This is a genomic window from Rhodococcus sp. WB1 (assembly GCF_001700945.1).
In the GTDB taxonomy this organism is placed as follows: Bacteria; Actinomycetota; Actinomycetes; order Mycobacteriales; family Mycobacteriaceae; genus Rhodococcus; species Rhodococcus aetherivorans.
On sequence record NZ_CP015529.1, the window covers coordinates 988,449 to 1,006,694 of the forward strand.

An 18,246-nucleotide genomic window follows, 5' to 3' on the forward strand; every position below is an offset into this window, starting at 1 on the left:
CTCGCCGCGAACTGTGAAAAGCTGGTGCGGTGAGCTACGCAGGTGATATAACGCCGCAGCAAGCGTGGGAGCTGCTGCGCGAGAACCCGGACGCCGTGCTCGTCGATGTGCGTACCGACGCCGAATGGAAATACGTGGGGGTCCCCGAGACCTCCCCCATCGGGCGCCGCACCGTTTTCGTCGAGTGGGTGCGCTACCCGGACGGTGCCCGCAACGCGGGGTTCGTCGAGCAGCTGAAGGACGCCGGCGTGACCGGCGGGCCGGTCGTGTTCCTGTGTCGCTCGGGACAGCGGTCCATCGCGGCCGCGGAAGCGGCCACCGCGGCGGGCCTGGCCCCGTCGTACAACATCGTCGAAGGATTCGAAGGCGGCCTCGATGCCGAGAGGCATCGCGGAGCCGAGGGCTGGCGGGCCGCGGGCCTGCCGTGGAGGCAGTCGTGAGCGCAATTCCCAGGGGCGGCGCCTTCGAGCGGCCGCTGCCGGCATCGGTGCGTCCCGCCACGCTCGGCGTGCGCGGCGGCACCATGCGGTCCGGATTCGAGGAGACCTCCGAGGCGATCTACCTCAATTCCGGTTTCGTCTACGAATCGGCCGAGGCCGCGGAGCAGGCGTTCACGGGCGACGTGGACCACTTCGTCTACTCCCGGTACGGCAACCCGACCGTGAAGATGTTCGAGGAGCGGCTGCGGCTGCTCGAGGGCGCCGAGGGCTGCTACGCCACCGCCTCCGGCATGTCGGCGGTGTTCACCTCCCTCGCCGCGCTGCTCGGCAAGGGTGATCGCCTGGTCGCGGCCCGGAGCCTGTTCGGCTCCTGCTTCGTGGTGTGCAACGAGATCCTGCCCCGCTGGGGCGTGGAGACGGTGTTCGTCGACGGCGAGGACCTCGACCAGTGGGAACAGGCGCTGTCCGTGCCCACGACCGCGGTCTTCTTCGAGACGCCGTCGAACCCGATGCAGACCCTCGTCGACGTGCGCCGGGTCTCCGAGATGGCCCACGCCGCCGGTGCCAAGGTGGTGCTCGACAACGTCTTCGCCACGCCGCTGCTGCAGCGCAGCCTGGATCTCGGCGCCGACATCGTCGTGTACTCGGGCACCAAGCACATCGACGGCCAGGGCCGCGTGCTCGGCGGGGCGATCCTCGGCCCGCAGGACTACATCGACGGCCCGGTGCAGCAGCTCATCCGGCACACCGGCCCGGCGCTGAGCCCGTTCAACGCCCACACCCTGCTCAAGGGCCTCGAGACACTGCCGCTGCGGATCCGGCACTCGGTGGAGTCGGCCGGGCGGATCGCCCGCTTCCTCCAGGACCACGCCGCGATCAAGTGGGTCAAGTACCCGTTCCTCGAGTCGCACCCGCAGTACGACCTGGCGCGGTCCCAGATGAGCGGCGGCGGCACGGTCGTGACCTTCGAGCTGGACGCCCCGGAGGGCGAGGGCAAGAAGCGCGCGTTCGAACTGCTCGACGGGCTGCGCATCGTCGACATCTCCAACAACCTCGGCGACGCCAAGTCGCTGATCACCCACCCCGCGACGACGACGCACCGGGCGATGGGTCCGGAGGGCCGGGCGGCAATCGGCCTGTCCGACGGTGTGGTCCGGTTGTCGGTGGGGCTCGAGGATCCGGAGGACCTGCTCGAGGACTTCGAGCAGGCGCTGAAGTAGCTCGCTGCCACGTCGGGGGCGACAGCCACGTCGAGGCCGTACCGGCATCGCGGACTCTGATCCGCCCCCTGGGCCTGCCGAGTCGATGACACCGGCCGTACCGGACACCGAAGGAGAGCCGGCTCGGCGGTCGGGTGTGCTTCGGTAACGTACAAGTCGACCCGCAACTGCGTGTCGTTCGATCGGCTCTGCACAGCCGAACTGTGGGAGGTTCCCGTGGCTGGTGGTCTCGTCGCCCTGTTGGACGACGTCGCGGCACTGACAAAGGCGGCCGCGGCGTCCATCGACGATATCGGCGCCGCGGCCGGCAAGGCCGGGGTCAAGGCGGCCGGTGTCGTCGTCGACGACACCGCCGTCACCCCGCGCTATGTGCACGGGTTCACCCCCGATCGAGAACTGCCGATCATCCGCAAGATCGCGACCGGGTCGATCCGCAACAAGCTCCTGATCATCCTGCCGGTGGCGATGCTCCTGAGCCAGTTCCTGCCCCAGGCGCTGCCCTACCTGTTGATCGCCGGTGGTCTGTACCTGTGCTACGAGGGGGCCGAGAAGGTCTACGAAGCACTCACCGGTGGTCACCACGACGAGGACGCGACTGCGGGGCAGAGCGGGCCGGAGTTCGAGAAGTCGATGGTCAGCGGCGCGATCCGCACCGACCTCATCCTGTCGGCCGAGATCATGGTGATCTCCCTGGCGTCGGTCGAGGACGAACCGTTCCTCACCCGGCTGCTGGTGCTCGTCGTCGTCGCGATCCTCATCACCGCCCTGGTGTACGGCGCGGTCGCGCTGATCGTGAAGATGGACGACGTGGGCCTGTCGCTCGCCCGACGCCGATCGTCGTTCAGTCGACGATTCGGGCGGGGGCTCGTGGCCGCGATGCCGAAGGTGATGACGGTGCTCACCGTGGTCGGGATCGCCGCGATGCTGTGGGTCGGTGGCCACATCCTGCTCGTCAACGTCGGCGAGGCAGGATTCCATTGGCCGGCCGATCGCCTCCACGATCTCGAACACTGGTTCGGCGATCTCGTGCACGGCGGCTTCGGCGGTGTGCTGTCCTGGACTGCCGGGACCGTGGCGTCCGCACTCGTCGGGCTCGTCGTGGGCGCGATCATCGTCCTGATCGCGCACCTGATTCCGAAACGGAAGAAGCGCGGCGCGGCGCACTGACGATGTCGACGTCCTCCGATGGGGCACCGGGGTGGGGAACCGGTCGAAGACGGCGTCGGGCCGCCGTCCCCGGACCCGGCGTCCTGCGATACGCTGCGGTGACCCCGCTTGCCGGCGGGGTGCCGCAGCGTATCGGTGAAGTCCGGTGTAATCCGGCACTGTCCCGCAACTGTGAGGCCGGCAGCGCGCTGCCGGACGAGTCAGGTCGGCCGGCGCGGCGGTCACGTACTGGTCCTCGGACGAAGGACGGTGTCGTGCCGCAACGGTGATCCGTTGCAGCCGTGCTGTTTTCGTCCTCCGCCTCACGGAGGATGGCTGTGCCTGCCCCCACTGCGCCCGCCCGCCGGCTGTTCGCTACCGGACTCGCCGCGCTCGCCCTGCTCGCCGCCTCGTGCGGCTCGAGCGGCGGATCCGAGCCGGCCTCCGCGCCGTCCGGCGACGGCACCTTCCCGGTCACCGTGGGCTCCGGCGACGGCGCGATCACCCTCGACGCGGTCCCCGGATCGATCGTCTCCCTCAGCCCCACCGCCACCGAGATGCTCTACGCCGTCGGCGCCGGCGACCAGGTCGTCGCGGTCGACGACCAGTCCGATTTCCCCGCGGAGGCGCCCGTCACCGCCCTGTCCGGATACTCGCCGAACGTCGAGGCCGTGCTCGGCTACGAACCGGACCTCGTGGTCGCCATGGACGACGTCGGCGACCTCGTCTCCGGCCTCGAGGCGGCCGGCGTCCCCACACTGCTGCTGCCCGCCGCCACCACCCTCGACGAGGCGTACACGCAGATGGAGCAGCTCGGCGCCGCCACCGGGCACGTCGGCGACGCGGCCGAACTCGTCGCCTCGATGCGCAGCGACATCGACGAGGTCGTCGCCGGGCTGCCCCCGCGCCCGGCCCCGCTGACCTACTACCACGAGCTCGACGACACCTACTACAGCGTCACTGGCGGCACCTTCATCGGCGGCATCTACTCGATGCTCGGCCTGCGTTCGATCGGCGACGCCGCCGGAGCCGACGCCTACCCGCAGCTGTCCGCCGAGTACGTCCTCGACGCCGACCCCGACCTGATCTTCCTCGCCGACGGGCAGTGCTGCGGTGTCACCCCGGACACCGTGGCCGCCCGCGCCGGCTGGGGCGAGCTGACGGCCGTCCGGTCCGGCCAGGTCCACGTGCTCGACGAGGACGTCGCCAGCCGCTGGGGACCCCGGGTCGTGGACCTCGTGCGGCACCTCGGGACGATCGTGGCCGCCGCGCCCGCGTCCGAACCCGCCGCGCAGCCCACCCGGTGACCCGCGCCGCGCGCCACCCGGCCCTGGTGCTCGGCGCGGCAGCCCTCGTCCTGGTGGTCGCGCTGCACGTCGGGGTGCTCGTCGGCCCCGCCGGGCTCACCGTGCGCGGCGTGTTCCTCGAGCTGATCGACGCCCTGCCGTTCGTCGACGTCGACTCCGGACTGACGACGCGGCAGCAGGCCATCCTGTGGAACATCCGGATGCCGCGGGTGGCGCTCGGCGCGCTGGTCGGCGCGATGCTCGCCATCGCGGGTGCCACCTACCAGGGGGTGTTCCGCAACCCGCTGGCCGACCCCTACCTGCTCGGCGTGTCGAGCGGGGCGGGCCTGGGCGCCACCCTCGCGATCGCGCTCGGCGGGGCGCTCGGCGCCGCCGGGGTGCCGGTCGCCGCGTTCGCCGGCGGCCTGGTGGCCGTCGCCGCCACGTACGCGCTCGGGCGCAGCGTCGGCGGGATGCGTTCGGAGGTCGTCATCATCCTGGCCGGCGTCGCGGTCGCGGCGTTCGCCAATGCGGCGCAGACGTTCGTCCAGCAGCTCTACGACGACACCCTGCGGCAGGTGTACACGTGGCTGCTCGGCCGCCTCAGCACCGACGGCTGGTCCGACGTGGTCGTCGTGCTGCCGTACGTCGTGGTGTCCGCCGCGGTCATCCTGCTGCACCGCCGGATGCTCGACGTGATGGCGGTCGGCGACGTGGAGGCCGCGAGCCTCGGCGTGAGCCCGGCCCGGGTCCGGCTGGTCCTGGTGTGCGTGGCCACCCTCGGCACCGCCGCCGTGGTCGGCGCCAGCGGGCTCATCGGCTTCGTCGGAATCGTGGTGCCGCACGCGATCCGGCTGATCGTCGGCCCGGGGCACCGGCTGCTGCTGCCGCTGTCGCTGATGATCGGGGCCGCCTTCCTCGTCCTGGCGGACGTGCTGGCCCGGACCGTGATGTCCCCGGCCGAACTGCCCATCGGCGTGGTGACCGCGGCCGTCGGCGCCCCGTTCTTCCTCGTCGTGCTGCGCCGGCATCGGGGGGTGTCGTGAACGCCGTCGACTGCCGCGGCCTGAGCGTCGCCCGCGGCGGCAAGACCGTCCTGCACGGGGTGGACCTGCTTGTCGGACAGGGGGAGTGGGTCGCGCTCGTCGGGCCCAACGGCGGTGGGAAGACCACGCTGCTGCACGCGCTCGCGGGCCTGGTGCCCGCGACCGGCCGGATCCGCGTCGGCGGCCTGGACCCCGCCCACGCCGGACGCCGGGCGATGGCCCGGACGGTGGCGCTCATGCCGCAGCGGCCGGTGGTGCCCGAAGGCATGACCGTCGCCGACCTGATCCGGCTCGGCCGTACCCCGCACATGCCGCGGTTCGCGACCGAGTCGGCGCACGACCGCGAGGTGGTCGAGTCGGTGCTCGACCGCCTCGACCTGCGCGGGCTGGCTGCGCGGCCGGCGACCGAGCTGTCCGGCGGTGAGCTGCAACGGGTGGTGCTCGGGCGCGCACTCGCGCAGGAGCCGAAGGTGCTGCTGCTGGACGAGCCCACCAGCGCCCTCGACATCGGCCACCAGCAGCACGTGCTGGACCTGGTGGAGTCGATGCGCGCGGAGAACGGGCTCACCGTCCTCGCGGCCATGCACGACCTGACCTCGGCGGCGCTGTACGGCGGACGGCTGGTGCTGCTCGCCGACGGCCGCGTCGTCGCCGACGGCACGCCCCGGCAGGTGCTGACGGCCCGGCGGATCGCCGACGTGTACGGCGCGCGCGTCGAGGTGCTGGACCGACCCGGTTCCGGACCGGCCATCGTTCCGGTTCGCGGGAGCTGTTCCGGCCGAACCGAATCGGAGGGTTCGTGATGGAGGTCCTGCTGCTGGGCACGGGTGCGGCCGACGGCTGGCCGAACCCGTTCTGCACGTGCGCATCGTGCTCGGACGCGGCCGCCCGCGGCGAGATACGCGGGCAGACGGCGGCGCTGGTGGACGACGTCCTCATGCTCGACTGCGGGCCCGAGGCGCCGCGCGCGGCCCTGCGCCACGGCCGCACCCTCGCCGGGGTGCGGCACATCCTGCTCACCCATTCGCATCCCGACCATCTCGGCCCGCAGGCGCTGCTGTTCCGTGCTTGGGCGACAGTGGATTTCGAGATCGAGGTGATCGGACCCCCCGACACGCTGGACCAGTGCCGGGACTGGGTGGGTCCCACCGACGCGGTGCGGTTCGTGCCCGTCGCGGCCGGGGACGTGCTGACGGTGGGCGAGTATCGGGTGCGGGTCCTGCCCGCCGCCCACCGGGTCCTGAGAGAGGGAGACTCGGTGCTCTACGACGTGCAGGGCCCGGGCGGCGACCGGTTGCTGTGGGCGTGCGACACCGGCCCGCTGCCCGCGGACTGGTTCGAGCGGGTCGCCGGCGCGGGGTACGACGCGGTCTTCCTGGAGGAGACGTTCGGTGACCGCATCGATCTGGGGGACGCGCACCACACGCTGCCCGCGTTCGGCGAGACGGTGGGGGCGCTGCGCGCGTGCGGGGCGGTGACCGAGCGGACCGATGTGGTGGCCGTGCATCTGGGGCACCACAACCCGCCGGTCGCGCAGTTGCGGATCCGCCTGGCGGCCTGCGGGGCGCGACCGGGCGACGACGGTGAGGTGACGACGGTGGGACAAACGACCGGCAAAGCCGCTGCGACGCAGCGCACCCTGGTACTCGGCGGTGTCCGCTCCGGCAAGTCGCGGCACGCCGAGGAGTTGCTCGAATCGTTCCCGGCGGTGACGTACGTGGCGACCGGCGGCACGCGCGACGGCGACACGGAGTGGGCCGAGCGGGTGGCGCTGCACCGCGCCCGTCGGCCGCGGTCGTGGACGACGGTGGAGACCGACGACGTGGCATCCGTACTGCGCGGGTCGCGCGAGCCGTTGCTGATCGACTGCCTCGGGACCTGGCTCACCGCCCGCCTGGACCGTCACGACGTGTGGTCGGGCGGCGACGTCACCGCGGTCGAGGCGGACGTCGAGGAGTTGCTCGAGGCGTGGCGTTCGTGTGCCGCGCCGGTGGTGGCGGTCAGCAACGAGGTCGGCAGCGGCGTGGTGCCGCCGACGGCGTCGGGCCGGCTGTTCCGCGACCTGCTCGGGCGGCTCAACGCGCGCGTGGCCGCCGAGTCGGAGGCGGTGACCTTGGTCGTGGCGGGTATTCCGATGCGGTTGCGCTAGAGCATCGAACTTCGTTCTGTGCAAGTCGGATTCCCGGTCACACATAAACCTCCGATCGCACACGATTGTGTGCAGATGTGATCTGGAACACAGCCGTAACTGTTTAGTGACCCTTCGCATCGGGCGTGTTATCGTTCCGAAACGAACTGGGGTCCGAGCGGGGGTGTCGGTCCACAGTGCCCTTCGGGGCAGCACGCCAACGACACCTGAATCCGCCTGTGCGAGAAACCGACCGGTATCTCGCCCGACCTGACCAGAAGGCACATCCGAATCGACCGCGGCGGCCGCCCGCGGCCGTGATCAGCCGTGCCCGGGGGCGCCCGGGTAACCGCACACCTGAGTAGGGGAATGAATTGAGCATCAAGCACACGTCCGGCCTCCGCCGCGGCGCACGCATCGGTGGTGTCGCAGCTGCTGCTGCGATCGCCCTGGGCTTCCTGTCCGCGGGTGCGGCGAACGCCGACACCTTCGTGCCGCTGCCCGACGGCGAAATCGTCGCCCCCAATGGGAACGTCATCAAGCGTTTCGCCGAAACTGCGCTGATCTCGCCGTCGCTCGCTGCTAACGGCGCTGGTCGCGTGGCGTGGGTGTCCGGCACGATCACCGCCGACGTCAAGGGTGTTCCCGCCACTGCGGAGGCCGGTCCCTCCAACGGTGGTATCGCCGAGAACCCCGACGGTTCGGTCAACCAGAACGGCACTCAGGGCACCTCGACCAACGGCGTTCCGCGCCTGACCACCGGCTACATCGTCGGCTGCCAGGTGGACATCAGCCAGATGTCGGGCACGCTGGGTCTCAACGTAGGCATGTCCGGCGATCTTGCCAAGGAGACCGGCAATGCGTCGGTCGGCGGTTCGGCAGGCATCACGGCACCCATGACCGCTGGTCAGGTCCGCTTCGTGCCGGTCCAGGGCAGGGACATCAAGAAGGACGGCACGTACACCATCCAGTACCAGGATGCCCAGATCGACGCTCAGGGCTGCGGCGGCTACGCCCAGGCTCGTTCGTACACGGTCCTCGAGGTCACCGGAAACAACTACTCCAAGACCACCCTGTACGGCCAGCCGTTCAGCATCGGCTGAGCATCTCCAGGCCACCCCTCCTTACCCTCGCTCGCACGAGCGTAGAACCTCGAGAGAGAGACCATGAAGACCAGCTTCAAGACCGGCCTGCGCCGCGCGCTCAAGACCGCCGGTGTCGGTGCAACCGTCGCCGTCGCAATCGGATTCGCCTCCGTCGGTGCTGCCAATGCCGACACCTTCGTTCCGCTGGAGGACGGCTCGATCAGCGAGACGCTGCCCGACGGCACCGTCGTCACCGTCACCCGGACCGGTGAGACCGCCACCATCTCGCCCTCGATGGGCGCCACCCCGCTGCACCGCAACGTGTGGGTTTCCGGCACGGCCAAGGTCGACCTCAGCGGGCCGGGTGCCGCGATCGGCGGACGGATCCAGCCCGGCTACATCGTCGGCTGCCAGCTCGGCATGACGGCCAACCTCGGTGCGGGGGCCGGTCTGGGCGCCGGCATGGGCACCTCGGGAGAGTCTGCCAGTGGCTCGGTCACGGGCAACGCCGGTATCACCCTCAAGCCGAACCAGGCCTACGACTACAAGGTTCTCGACCTGACCCAGGTCGATCCCTTCGGCGCCGAGGTGCACCGCAACTTCAACACCTTCAAGGGTGCGAGCGGCACCGTCACCTGGGGTGACTCGACTCTCGGCGTCACCGGTTGCGCCGGCTTCGCGCAGGCCCGCAGCTACGTCAAGGTCACGGTCGACACCCCGACCGCGACCCAGCAGGTCACCCTCTGGGGCCAGCCCTTCAGCATCGGCTGAGCGAGGCGCCTTCAGAGGTGAGCAGCCCCGCCGACGAGAACCTCATCCTCTCGTCGGCGGGGCGTCGTCGCTGCCCGGTCCGGTGGGGGCCGGGCAGTGGCGTCATGGATGAACGGTGACGGGGAGGTTGTTGCGGCATCGCCCGAGTGGCATGCGCGACAACCTCCCCTTCGGCGTCGAAACCGCCCGCTCGATGCCGCTCAGAACGGATTCGCGGTGCGCCCCACCAGTTCCGCGATCGATTCGATGACGCGGGTAGGCCGGTAGGGGAACATCTCCACGGACTCGCGGGTGGAGATGCCGGTGAGGACCAGCAGTGTCTGCAGGCCCGCCTCGAGGCCGCAGACGATATCGGTGTCCATGCGGTCGCCGATCATGAGAGTGTGCTCCGAGTGCGCGCCGATCGCGCGCAGGGCGGACCGCATCATCAGGGCATTGGGCTTGCCCACGAAGTACGGTTCGCGGCCCGTCGCGCGGGTGATCAGGGCCGCGACGGCCCCGGTGGCGGGGAGCGAGCCCTCCCGCGACGGTCCGGTCGGATCCGGATTGGTCGCGATGAACCGGGCACCCCGCTCGACGAGCCGGATCGCCGTGGTGATCGCCTCGAACGAGTACGTGCGGGTTTCCCCCAGGACGACGTAGTCCGGATCGCTGTCGGTGAGGACGTAGCCGATGTCGTGCAGGGCCGTGGTCAGCCCCGACTCGCCCACCACGTATGCGCTGCCACCGGGGCGCTGATTCGCCAGGAACGTCGCCGTCGCCAGCGCCGACGTCCAGATCGACTTCTCCGGGACGTCGAGCCCGGTGCGCAGCAGCCGGGCCCGCAGATCCCGCGGAGTGCGGATCGAGTTGTTGGTGAGCACCATGAACGGCGTGCCGTTCTCGCGCAGCTCGGTCAGGAACGCGTCGGCGCCGGGAATCAGGTGTTCCTCGTGGACCAGGACGCCGTCCATGTCCATCAGGTAGTTCCAGACCGGCGCGGGTGTGGGTTCGTCGCTCACCGTTCGAGTGTGTCACCGACCGCTCAGGCCAGCAGCCGGTACAAGCCGATCAACCCGACCACGACGATGACGGCACGCAGCGCCGTGGGCGAGAGCCGGCGGCCGTACCGGGAGCCGAGGGCGCCGCCGATCAGCGAGCCCACGGCGATCAGCGCCGCCACCGTCCAGTCGATCCGGTCGAACGCGACCAGCGTGTAGGCGGTGGCGGCCACGACGTTCACCAGCAGCGAGAGCAGATTCTTCGCGGCGTTCTGCCGCTGGATGTGATCGTGCAGCAGCGCGCCGAACAGGCCCATCAGCAGGATGCCCTGCGCGGCCGTGAAGTAGCCGCCGTACACGCCCACTGCGAAGGTGCCGACGATCAGCGCCGTCATCCGGGCGGGGCCGATCTGCTCCTCCGGGCCGCCGGAGCGGCGCAGCACCCACTGCTGCAGCTTCGGCTGGAACACGACGAGGAGCAGCGCCAGCACGAGCAGGACGGGCACGATCGTCTCGAAGGCCGACTCGGGCAGGTTCAGCAGCAGCCACGATCCGAGGACCGCGCCGGAGACCGACGCGGGGATCTGCCACCGTAGCCGGGGCCACTGTCCGCGCAGCTCCCGCCGGTACCCCCACGTGCTCGACACCCCACCCGCGACGAGCCCGACCGCGTTGGACATCGTGGCGGTCACCGGCGGCAGACCGAAGGCGACGAGGGTCGGGAAGGTGATGAGGGTCCCGGAGCCGACCAGCGCGTTGATCGCGCCGGCGCCCAGCCCGGCCAGGGCGACGAGGAACAGTTCGAGCGGTGTCACCGAGCCGACCTTACGGTAGGCGCCGCCGTGGCCTGTCGTCGCCACCCCAGAGCGTCGGGTGCCACCGAATACGCTGTCTCGACAAGGCTTTCGCGTGGATCGCCGGCGGACGGCACCGGCCGCCGCGGGTGCCGGTGTCCCGCCGTCGTGGCCCGCCGGTGCACCGTCCCAATTCCGGACACTCCCCGTCCGCGGGAGCCGCCCACCCCTCCCGCCGGTTCGGGGGCCGAACGGTCCCGTTCCGGCGACGCGCGCTCGAATCCGCAGGTCGAGGGGCGTCCGAGGGCGGGAGATGAGCCACGTCATAGCGGGTGTCCGAAAGTGGCACACTTCACATCCTCGGGTCCGGCCGCATGCTCTTCCTCATTCGAACCGCATCACCGCAACCCGAAACGGGGGACACCCGATGGACAGACTCATCAACATCGACAACGGTGGCACGCTCACCGACATCTGCGCCTGGGACGGCCACGAATTCAGCTTCACCAAGACCCTCACCACACCGTTCGATCTGTCGCAGTGCCTGTTCGACGGATTGACGAAGGTGTCGAAGGAGATCTACGGAGCCGAGGACCTGCCTGCACTGCTGCACTCGACGGCGCACATCCGTTACTCGACCACGCAGGGGACGAACGCGCTCGTCGAGCGCAAGGGCCCCCGCATCGGCATCATCACCGACTCGGCCGACCTCGTCGACGAGCTGCGCCGCACCCCCGAGCAGCAGGCGCTGTTCGACGACCTCGTCGGGGCCCGGGTGGCCGTCGTCGACGCCGAGGCCGCGGACCTCGAGGGGGAGCTGGTCGCCCGGGTCAACCGTCTCACCACCGACGGTGCCGCCCGCATCGTCGTCGCCGTCGGGGACACCGACGACGGACGCGAGCGGAAGCTGCGCGGCATCCTGCTGCGCAAGTTCCCGCGCCACCTGCTCGGCTCGGTTCCGTTCCTGTACTCGTGGGACTTCACCACCGACCGCACGCCGGCCCGGCGGGTCTGGTCGGCCGTGATCAACACGTTCCTGCACCCGACGATGGAACGGTTCCTCTACAACGCCGAGCACCGGCTGCGCGACCACCGCGTCAAGAACCCGCTGCTGATCTACCGCAACGACGGCGCCTCCTCGCGCGTCGCGAAGTCCGTGGCCCTCAAGACGTACTCGTCCGGCCCGCGCGGCGGCCTCGAAGGCACCCGGGCGCTCGCCGAGATCTACGGCCTCAAGCACGTTCTCATGATCGACGTCGGCGGCACCACGACCGACATCGGCACGGTGGCCGGGCGGGAGATCCTCACCGACCGCCGCGGCTCGATCGCCGGCATCCCGATCTCCTTCCCGATGTCGAACGTCGAGTCGGCCGGCATCGGCGGCAGCTCCATCATCACCGTCACCGACGGGGCGATCACCGTCGGACCGGAAAGCGTCGGTGCGGCACCCGGACCGGCCTGCTTCGGCTTCGGCGGCACGTCCGCCACCATCACCGACGTCAACCTCCTCCTCGGCGTCCTCGACCCCACCACCTACCTCGACGGCGACTTCACCCTCGACGCGGACCGGGCCCGCGCCGTCGTCACCGCCACGGTGGCCGAACCTCTCGGCCTCACCCTCGACGAGGCGCTGCTCGCGATGGAGCAGGCGTACTTCACCGCGATGGGCAACGCCGTCGCGCCCGCGGTGTCGGAGGCCGACGAGACCACCATCGCCGCGTTCGGCGGCGCCGGCCCGATGAGTGCGTGTGGCGCGGCGCGGGTCGCGGGCGTGCGCAGCGTGCTCGTCCCCAAGCTCGCGGCGGTGTTCTCCGCCTTCGGGATCGGGTTCTCCGACATCGGGCAGAGCTACGAGGCCGACGTCGCGGACACGGCGGAGGCGACGCTCGCCGCGGCCGTGGCCGACCTGCTGGCCAAGGCAGAACGGGACATGTTCCAGGAGGGGCACGCCCTCACCGACTGCGAACTCTCCTGGACCCTGACCACCGAGGATGCGCACGGGGCCACGGTCGACGAGGCGTCGTACGAACCCGGCGAGTGCGTCGAGCTCCTGCCCGGCGCGTCCACCGCGCTGACCCTGGTGGCCACCCGCCGGATGAACCGGATCGAGCTCCCGCACGGCTCCTTCGCCGAGGCCCGCGATCCCCGGGCGGCCGGGGAGCGCACCGTGCTCGGAGCCGGCGGCCGACGGGCGGTGCCGGTGTTCGCGCTGGCCGACCAGGAGCCCGGCGCCACCGCCGAGGGCCCGGCCATCGTCGAAGGCCCCTTCTTCACCGCCCGCGTGCAGGAGGGCTGGAAGTTCGACGTCACCGCCGGCGGCGACCTGCTGCTCACCGACACCCACTGACCGACAGAGCCCGAAGCCTGTTCGACCGCAGGCTCGTTCGAAGGATGCACGACATGCAGATCCCCATGACCGAATACCTGGTCATCGACCTCGACAGCGAACTGTGGGTGTGCCGGGTGTGCCGGCACGAACTCGGCAGCGCCCGCGGCAATTACAAGGAAGGCACCCTGGTCTACGACCGCGACCCGCGCGAGATCCACCAGCCGATCATCGATCCCGACCGCTACGAGTTCACCTTCTCGCCGGACCCGGCCTACTGCCGCATCCTCGAGTACTACTGCCCCGGCTGCGGCACCCAGATCGAGACCGAGTACATCCCGCCGGGACACCCCCCGACCGTCGACATGGAATGGGACGTCGACGCCTTGCGCGCCCAGTGGCTCGAACGCGGCACCGATCCCGGACAGGTCGTCACGTACGGCCCCGGCCAGGACGCCGAGGGCGAGTTCGAAGGCCGGCGCCACAACCACCACTAGTCACCGCGACCCGCAAGGAACCTCGTCACCATGAAACGAATCTCCGTCGACATCGGCGGCACCTTCACCGACTGCTTCTTCGCCTGGGACGACAAGTACGTCGAGGCCAAGGCCCTCACCACCCACCACAACCTGGCGCAGGGATTCAACGAGGCACTCGACCTCGCCTGCCGCCGAGCCGAGCTGGACCGGGACGACGTCCTGTCCCAGGTGGATTCGGTCCGCTACGCGACCACGCTCGGCACCAACGCCCTCATCGAACGCAAGGGCCCGCGCGTCGGTGCCATCGTCACCCACGGCTTCGAGGACACCATCCCGCTCTCCCGCGGCCGCGGATACGGCGAGGGACTCGATCCGTCGATGCAGCAGAACCTGCCGGCCGCGGAGCGGCCCGAACCGCTGGTCCACCGGAGCCTGATCCGGTCGGTCCAGGAGCGGGTCAACTCCGCCGGCGAGATCGTCGTTCCGCTCGTCGAGCAGAACGTGCGCACGATGGTGCGCGAACTCGTCGACGCCGGTGCGCAGGCGCTCGTGGTGTCGCTGGTGAACGCCACCGAGAATCCCACCCACGAGCTGCGGATCATGGAGATCATCCAGGAGGAGTACCCGGAGCATCAGCTCGGCGCGATCCCGGTACTGCTCGGCCACCAGGTCTCCGGGCGCAAGGGCGAGTACGTCCGCGCGACGTCCACCATCGTCGACGGCTTCCTGCACGGCATCATGTTCCACGCCATGAGCCAGCTCGCGAACAACCTGCGCGACTCGGGCTACGACAAGCCGATGCTCATCATCCACAACTCCGGCGGCATGGCCCAGATGAACTCGACCGATGCCCTGCAGACCATCCACTCGGGTCCCGTCGCGGGTGTCAGTGCCGCCGAGCATCTGTCGGAGTCCTCGGGGATCGGCAACATCATCACCACCGACATGGGCGGCACGTCCTTCGACATCGGGCTGGTACCCGCGGGCGGCGTGAAGCACTACGACTTCCAGCCCACGATCGACCGCTGGCTGGTCTCGGTCCCGATGATCCACCTCGAAACCCTCGGTGCCGGTGGTGGTTCCATCGCAAGCTACGACCGGATCCACCACTCGGTCCGGCTCGGGCCCGAGTCCGCCGGCTCGGACCCCGGTCCGGCCTGCTACGACCGCGGCGGGCTGCGGCCCACGGTGACCGACGCCGACCTGCTGCTCGGCTACCTCGATCCGGACAACTACGCCAACGGCTTCATCAAGCTCAACCGCAAGCGGGCGGTGTTCGCCGTCGAGGAACAGCTGTGCGACGAGCTCGACCTCGACGTCATCGACGTCGCCAAGGTCATCAAGCGGTCCGTCGACGAGCAGATGGCGATCGGCATCGCCAAGGAGTTGCGGGTGCGCGGCTATCTGCCGGAGGACTTCACCATGCTCGCGTACGGCGGCAACGGCCCGCTGCACGCGTGCGGGATCGCCGACCAGGCCGGCATCCGCAAGATCCTCGCCCCGCCGTTCTCCTCGGTGTTCTCCGCCTGCGGCGCCGGCAACATGAAGCAGCTGCACATCCACGAGCGCGGCGTCCACGTGGTGCTCTACAACGCCACCACCCGCGGGCTCTACGACAGCTACGACGAATTCAACGACATCGTCGCCGCGCTCGAGGCCCGGGGCGCGGAGGATCTGCGACGCCAGGGTGTCGGCGACGGGGCGATCGAGCACCGCCTCGAGATGGACCTGCGCTACGGCAACCAGCTCGTGACGACGGCAGTGGCCTTCGACATCAACCGGATCCACGGCGTCGGTGACGTGCTCCACCTGATCCGTACGTTCTCCGACATCTACTCCAAGCGCTACGGCGAGGGGTCGGCCGCACCCGAGGCCGGCATCCGCGTCCAGACCATCAGGGTCGCGTCCTACGTCAACGGTGAGACCGTCGAGTTCGATTCCCTGCACCACGACGGGGAGCGGACGCTGCCGACGCCGGTCGGGCACCGCGACGTCCATTTCGTCGCGCATCCCCGGGCGATCACCACCGCGATCTACGACGCCGACGCGCTGAGTCACCACCACGTGATTCCCGGTCCGGCGATCGTCACCACCGAGAACACGACCTACCTCGTCGAGCCGGGCTGGCGCCTCGAACCCTCACCGCAGGGCGCCGTCTGGTTCCTCAAGGACTAGCGCAGAAACACAGGAGACACAGCCATGACCGCACTTCACGACGACCTCACAGCCGCTGCGGAGCAGCGCCTCGCAACCGCTTCGCTCAACGAGCAGGAGCAGCAGTGGGTCGACGACTTCATGGACGAGACGACGCTGTTCCTCGGGCCGGACCGGGAGATCATGCGTTCGCACCACATCACCTCCCGCAGCGAGTTCGAGCAGGAATGCCTCGCCGACGGGGTCGACCCCCTCCAGGTGGACCGCATCCGCAAGCGCCTCGCGGGCGCCCTCGACGAGGGCTTCGAGATGTGCGAGGCGATGGGCGCGGCACCGGGCGCCAAGTGGGGCGACCTCACCACGGCCATCTACACGGCGGCCGGGGACGTCACCTACCTGTCCTGCCACGGCGTGATCGCCTTCTCCGCGATCCTGCACCACCCCATCCGGTACATCATGAAGTACTGGAAGGACGAGCCGACCGTCGGAATCCACCCCGGCGACGGGTTCATCCACAACGACGCCCGCTTCGGCAACGTCCACAACACCGACCAGTCGATGATCATGCCGATCATCCGGGACGACCGCATCATCGCCTGGGTGGCCGCCACGATCCACGAGGGCGAGAACGGCGCCTGCGAACCGGGCGGCATGCCCTCCGGCTCGGAGACCCCGTTCGACGACGGTCTGCGGATGAGCCCGTTCAAGATCGTCGAGCGCGGCGAGCTGCGCCGCGACCTGCTCACCTTCCTGCAGCACTCGGTCCGCGACCCGAAGCTCCAGCTGGCCGACCTGAAGGTGAAGATCGGTGCGGTCCAGCGCATCCAGGAACGCGTCGACAAGATCATCGACGAGGTCGGCGTGGAAACGTTCGTCGCGGCGCTGCGGATCACCGTCGAGGACGTCGAGGCCGAGGTGCGCCGGCGCATCCGGGAACTGCCCGACGGCACGGTCCGGTTCAACCAGTTCATGGACTCCACCCTCAAGGAGAACATCCTCATCAAGCTCGCCTGCTCCATCACGGTCCGGGGCGACAAGATGACCATCGACCTGCGGGGCAGCGGACCGGAGATCCTGAACCGGGCCATCAACTCGCCGCTGTGCTCGGTCAAGTCGATGATGATGCAGGCCATCCTCGCGTTCTGGTGGCCGGACCTGCCGCGCTGCACCTCCGCGATGAGCCCGATCGAGATCATCTCCGACGAGCACACGTGGTCCGACGCCGGCTACGACGCCCCCATGGGCCAGTCGCTGCAGGCCTCCTTCCGCGGCTTCTCGGCGCTCCAGAATCCCTGGGCCAAGCTGCAATTCTCCAACCCGGAGAAGTTCTCCAACGTCATCGCGCCCTGGTTCAACCAGATCAACACCTTCCTGTGGGGCGGGGTCACCCAGCACGGCGACCAGGTCGGCAACCTGTGCGCCGACCTGAACGGCATGGGCGGCGGCGCCAAGGCGTTCCGGGACGGCGAGGACGCGGTCTCCCCGCTCTTCTGCGCGATGGCCGACACGGCCGAGCAGGAGGTCATGGAGGAGGAGGTGCCCTTCATGCAGCTGGTGAGCAAGCGGATCGTCCGCGACAACCAGGGCTTCGGCAAGTACCGCGGCGGCATGGGCTACGAGATGATCGTGGCGGCCGAGGGCACCCCGCTGTGGGGCTTCATGACGGTGACCTCCGGTGCCAAGTTCTCCTCCATCAGCGGACAGTTCGGCGGGTACGGCTGCAACACCTACCCGCTCGCGACGGTCAAGGGCGTCAACGTCTACGACGAGCTGCGCCGCAACCCGGAACGGTTCGACCTGTCCATCGAGAAGGTGATGAACGAACAGCCCTTCGAGGGCGCCGAGTACAGCACCAGCCACATGGGTCTGCAGTTCGACGTCGCCAAGGACGGTGAGCTGTACATGATTTCGCAGGGCACGGGCGGAGGGTACGGAGATCCGCTCGAACGCGCCCCGGAGGACGTGGTCGCGGATCTCGAGATCGACCGGATCTCCGCGAAGGTGGCGCACGACATCTACGGCGTCGTGTACGCGCCGGACACGTTCGTCGTGGACGTCGACGCCACGGAGACGCTACGCGCGTCGATGCGGCGCGACCGGCTCTCCCGCGGTGTGCCCTACGGCGAGTTCGTCGAGAAGTTCGTGACGCCCGAACCTCCGCAGGACCTGCTGTACTACGGATCCTGGGGCGACACCGAGGAACTGACCGCCACGCACTTCACCGTGCACGGCGCCGAGCGGGTCACCACGACGATCGACAAGATGCCGATCATCATGATGCCCGACCGGCGGGAGCTGAAGATCGCCGAGCTCACGGCCCGGGTGAAGGAACTCGAGTCCAAGCACGGCGAGATCGTCCACCGCAAGTCCTGAAACCGGTCCGGCCGGAGC

15 protein-coding genes and 1 riboswitch are annotated in these 18,246 nt (G+C 69.7%); of the genes, 13 read left to right on the forward strand and 2 right to left on the reverse strand.

The features are described from left to right. Positions 1 to 29: 29 nt before the first annotated feature. The 9 genes from A4U64_RS04415 to A4U64_RS04455 all read left to right on the forward strand — a co-directional run bounded on the left by A4U64_RS04415 (position 30) and on the right by A4U64_RS04455 (position 9,122). Positions 30 to 440, forward strand: coding sequence for a rhodanese-like domain-containing protein (locus A4U64_RS04415; protein ID WP_006945501.1), 411 nt, complete (start codon positions 30 to 32; stop codon positions 438 to 440). Beyond that, positions 437 to 1,660 carry an O-succinylhomoserine sulfhydrylase gene (locus A4U64_RS04420; RefSeq protein WP_006945502.1) on the forward strand — a complete coding sequence of 408 codons (1,224 nt, stop codon included), beginning with the start codon at positions 437 to 439 and terminating at the stop codon, positions 1,658 to 1,660. The genes A4U64_RS04415 and A4U64_RS04420 overlap by 4 nt, the downstream gene beginning before the upstream one ends. A 216-nt stretch (positions 1,661 to 1,876) precedes the next feature. Further along, positions 1,877 to 2,827, forward strand: a complete 951-nt coding sequence (locus A4U64_RS04425) for a DUF808 domain-containing protein (protein WP_029545373.1) — start codon at positions 1,877 to 1,879, stop codon at positions 2,825 to 2,827. An 88-nt stretch (positions 2,828 to 2,915) separates the two neighbouring features. Continuing rightward, positions 2,916 to 3,058, forward strand: a riboswitch (cobalamin riboswitch). Between the two features lie 80 nt (positions 3,059 to 3,138). Continuing rightward, positions 3,139 to 4,113, forward strand: coding sequence for an ABC transporter substrate-binding protein (locus A4U64_RS04430; protein ID WP_037201082.1), 975 nt, complete (start codon positions 3,139 to 3,141; stop codon positions 4,111 to 4,113). Beyond that, the gene (locus A4U64_RS04435) at positions 4,110 to 5,138 is read left to right on the forward strand and encodes a FecCD family ABC transporter permease (RefSeq protein ID WP_006945506.1); all 1,029 of its coding nucleotides are present in this window, start codon (positions 4,110 to 4,112) and stop codon (positions 5,136 to 5,138) included. Before A4U64_RS04430 ends, A4U64_RS04435 begins: the two co-directional genes overlap by 4 nt. After that, positions 5,135 to 5,941: an ABC transporter ATP-binding protein gene (locus A4U64_RS04440; protein WP_043802333.1), complete on the forward strand. Its 807-nt coding sequence runs from the start codon at positions 5,135 to 5,137 to the stop codon at positions 5,939 to 5,941. The genes A4U64_RS04435 and A4U64_RS04440 overlap by 4 nt, the downstream gene beginning before the upstream one ends. Next, positions 5,941 to 7,287 (forward strand): bifunctional adenosylcobinamide kinase/adenosylcobinamide-phosphate guanylyltransferase, encoded by a 1,347-nt coding sequence (gene cobU, locus A4U64_RS04445; protein WP_043802331.1) that lies wholly within the window; start codon positions 5,941 to 5,943, stop codon positions 7,285 to 7,287. Before A4U64_RS04440 ends, cobU begins: the two co-directional genes overlap by 1 nt. Before the next feature lie 353 nt (positions 7,288 to 7,640). After that, on the forward strand, positions 7,641 to 8,369 hold the full coding sequence (locus A4U64_RS04450) for an MspA family porin (RefSeq protein ID WP_065922256.1): 729 nt from the start codon (positions 7,641 to 7,643) through the stop codon (positions 8,367 to 8,369). Positions 8,370 to 8,432: 63 nt separating this feature from the next. Continuing rightward, complete coding sequence (locus A4U64_RS04455) at positions 8,433 to 9,122, forward strand: MspA family porin (RefSeq protein ID WP_065922257.1); 690 nt, start codon at positions 8,433 to 8,435, stop codon at positions 9,120 to 9,122. 200 nt (positions 9,123 to 9,322) lie between these two features. Here A4U64_RS04455 and A4U64_RS04460 read toward each other — a convergent pair whose 3' ends face one another. Next, a complete protein-coding gene (locus A4U64_RS04460; protein WP_044476465.1) occupies positions 9,323 to 10,081 on the reverse strand; it encodes an HAD-IIA family hydrolase in 759 nt (252 codons plus the stop codon). Between the two features lie 65 nt (positions 10,082 to 10,146). After that, positions 10,147 to 10,917, reverse strand: coding sequence for a sulfite exporter TauE/SafE family protein (locus tag A4U64_RS04465; protein WP_006945513.1), 771 nt, complete (start codon positions 10,915 to 10,917; stop codon positions 10,147 to 10,149). 406 nt (positions 10,918 to 11,323) lie between these two features. Between A4U64_RS04465 and A4U64_RS04470 the strand changes: the two genes are divergently transcribed. The 4 genes from A4U64_RS04470 to A4U64_RS04485 are packed head-to-tail and all read left to right on the forward strand — an operon-like array spanning position 11,324 to position 18,228. Continuing rightward, positions 11,324 to 13,243, forward strand: a complete 1,920-nt coding sequence (locus tag A4U64_RS04470; RefSeq protein WP_043802328.1) for a hydantoinase/oxoprolinase family protein — start codon at positions 11,324 to 11,326, stop codon at positions 13,241 to 13,243. Positions 13,244 to 13,296: 53 nt separating this feature from the next. After that, the gene (locus tag A4U64_RS04475) at positions 13,297 to 13,719 is read left to right on the forward strand and encodes an acetone carboxylase subunit gamma (protein ID WP_006945515.1); all 423 of its coding nucleotides are present in this window, start codon (positions 13,297 to 13,299) and stop codon (positions 13,717 to 13,719) included. A gap of 30 nt (positions 13,720 to 13,749) precedes the next feature. Beyond that, a complete protein-coding gene (locus A4U64_RS04480) occupies positions 13,750 to 15,876 on the forward strand; it encodes a hydantoinase/oxoprolinase family protein (protein ID WP_006945516.1) in 2,127 nt (708 codons plus the stop codon). 24 nt (positions 15,877 to 15,900) lie between these two features. Next, on the forward strand, positions 15,901 to 18,228 hold the full coding sequence (locus A4U64_RS04485) for a hydantoinase B/oxoprolinase family protein (protein WP_006945517.1): 2,328 nt from the start codon (positions 15,901 to 15,903) through the stop codon (positions 18,226 to 18,228). Positions 18,229 to 18,246 lie beyond the last annotated feature (18 nt).

Bases quoted from the DNA above. Each gene is read 5' to 3' on its own strand.
- A4U64_RS04430 (WP_037201082.1), top strand. From the start codon at position 3,139: ATGGCTGTGCCTGCCCCCACTGCGCCCGCCCGCCGGCTGTTCGCTACC.
- cobU (WP_043802331.1), top strand. From the start codon at position 5,941: ATGGAGGTCCTGCTGCTGGGCACGGGTGCGGCCGACGGCTGGCCGAAC.
- A4U64_RS04455 (WP_065922257.1), top strand. From the start codon at position 8,433: ATGAAGACCAGCTTCAAGACCGGCCTGCGCCGCGCGCTCAAGACCGCC.
- A4U64_RS04460 (WP_044476465.1), bottom strand. From the start codon at position 10,081: ATGGACATGGACGGCGTCCTGGTCCACGAGGAACACCTGATTCCCGGC.
- A4U64_RS04470 (WP_043802328.1), top strand. From the start codon at position 11,324: ATGGACAGACTCATCAACATCGACAACGGTGGCACGCTCACCGACATC.
- A4U64_RS04475 (WP_006945515.1), top strand. From the start codon at position 13,297: ATGCAGATCCCCATGACCGAATACCTGGTCATCGACCTCGACAGCGAA.
- A4U64_RS04480 (WP_006945516.1), top strand. From the start codon at position 13,750: ATGAAACGAATCTCCGTCGACATCGGCGGCACCTTCACCGACTGCTTC.
- A4U64_RS04485 (WP_006945517.1), top strand. From the start codon at position 15,901: ATGACCGCACTTCACGACGACCTCACAGCCGCTGCGGAGCAGCGCCTC.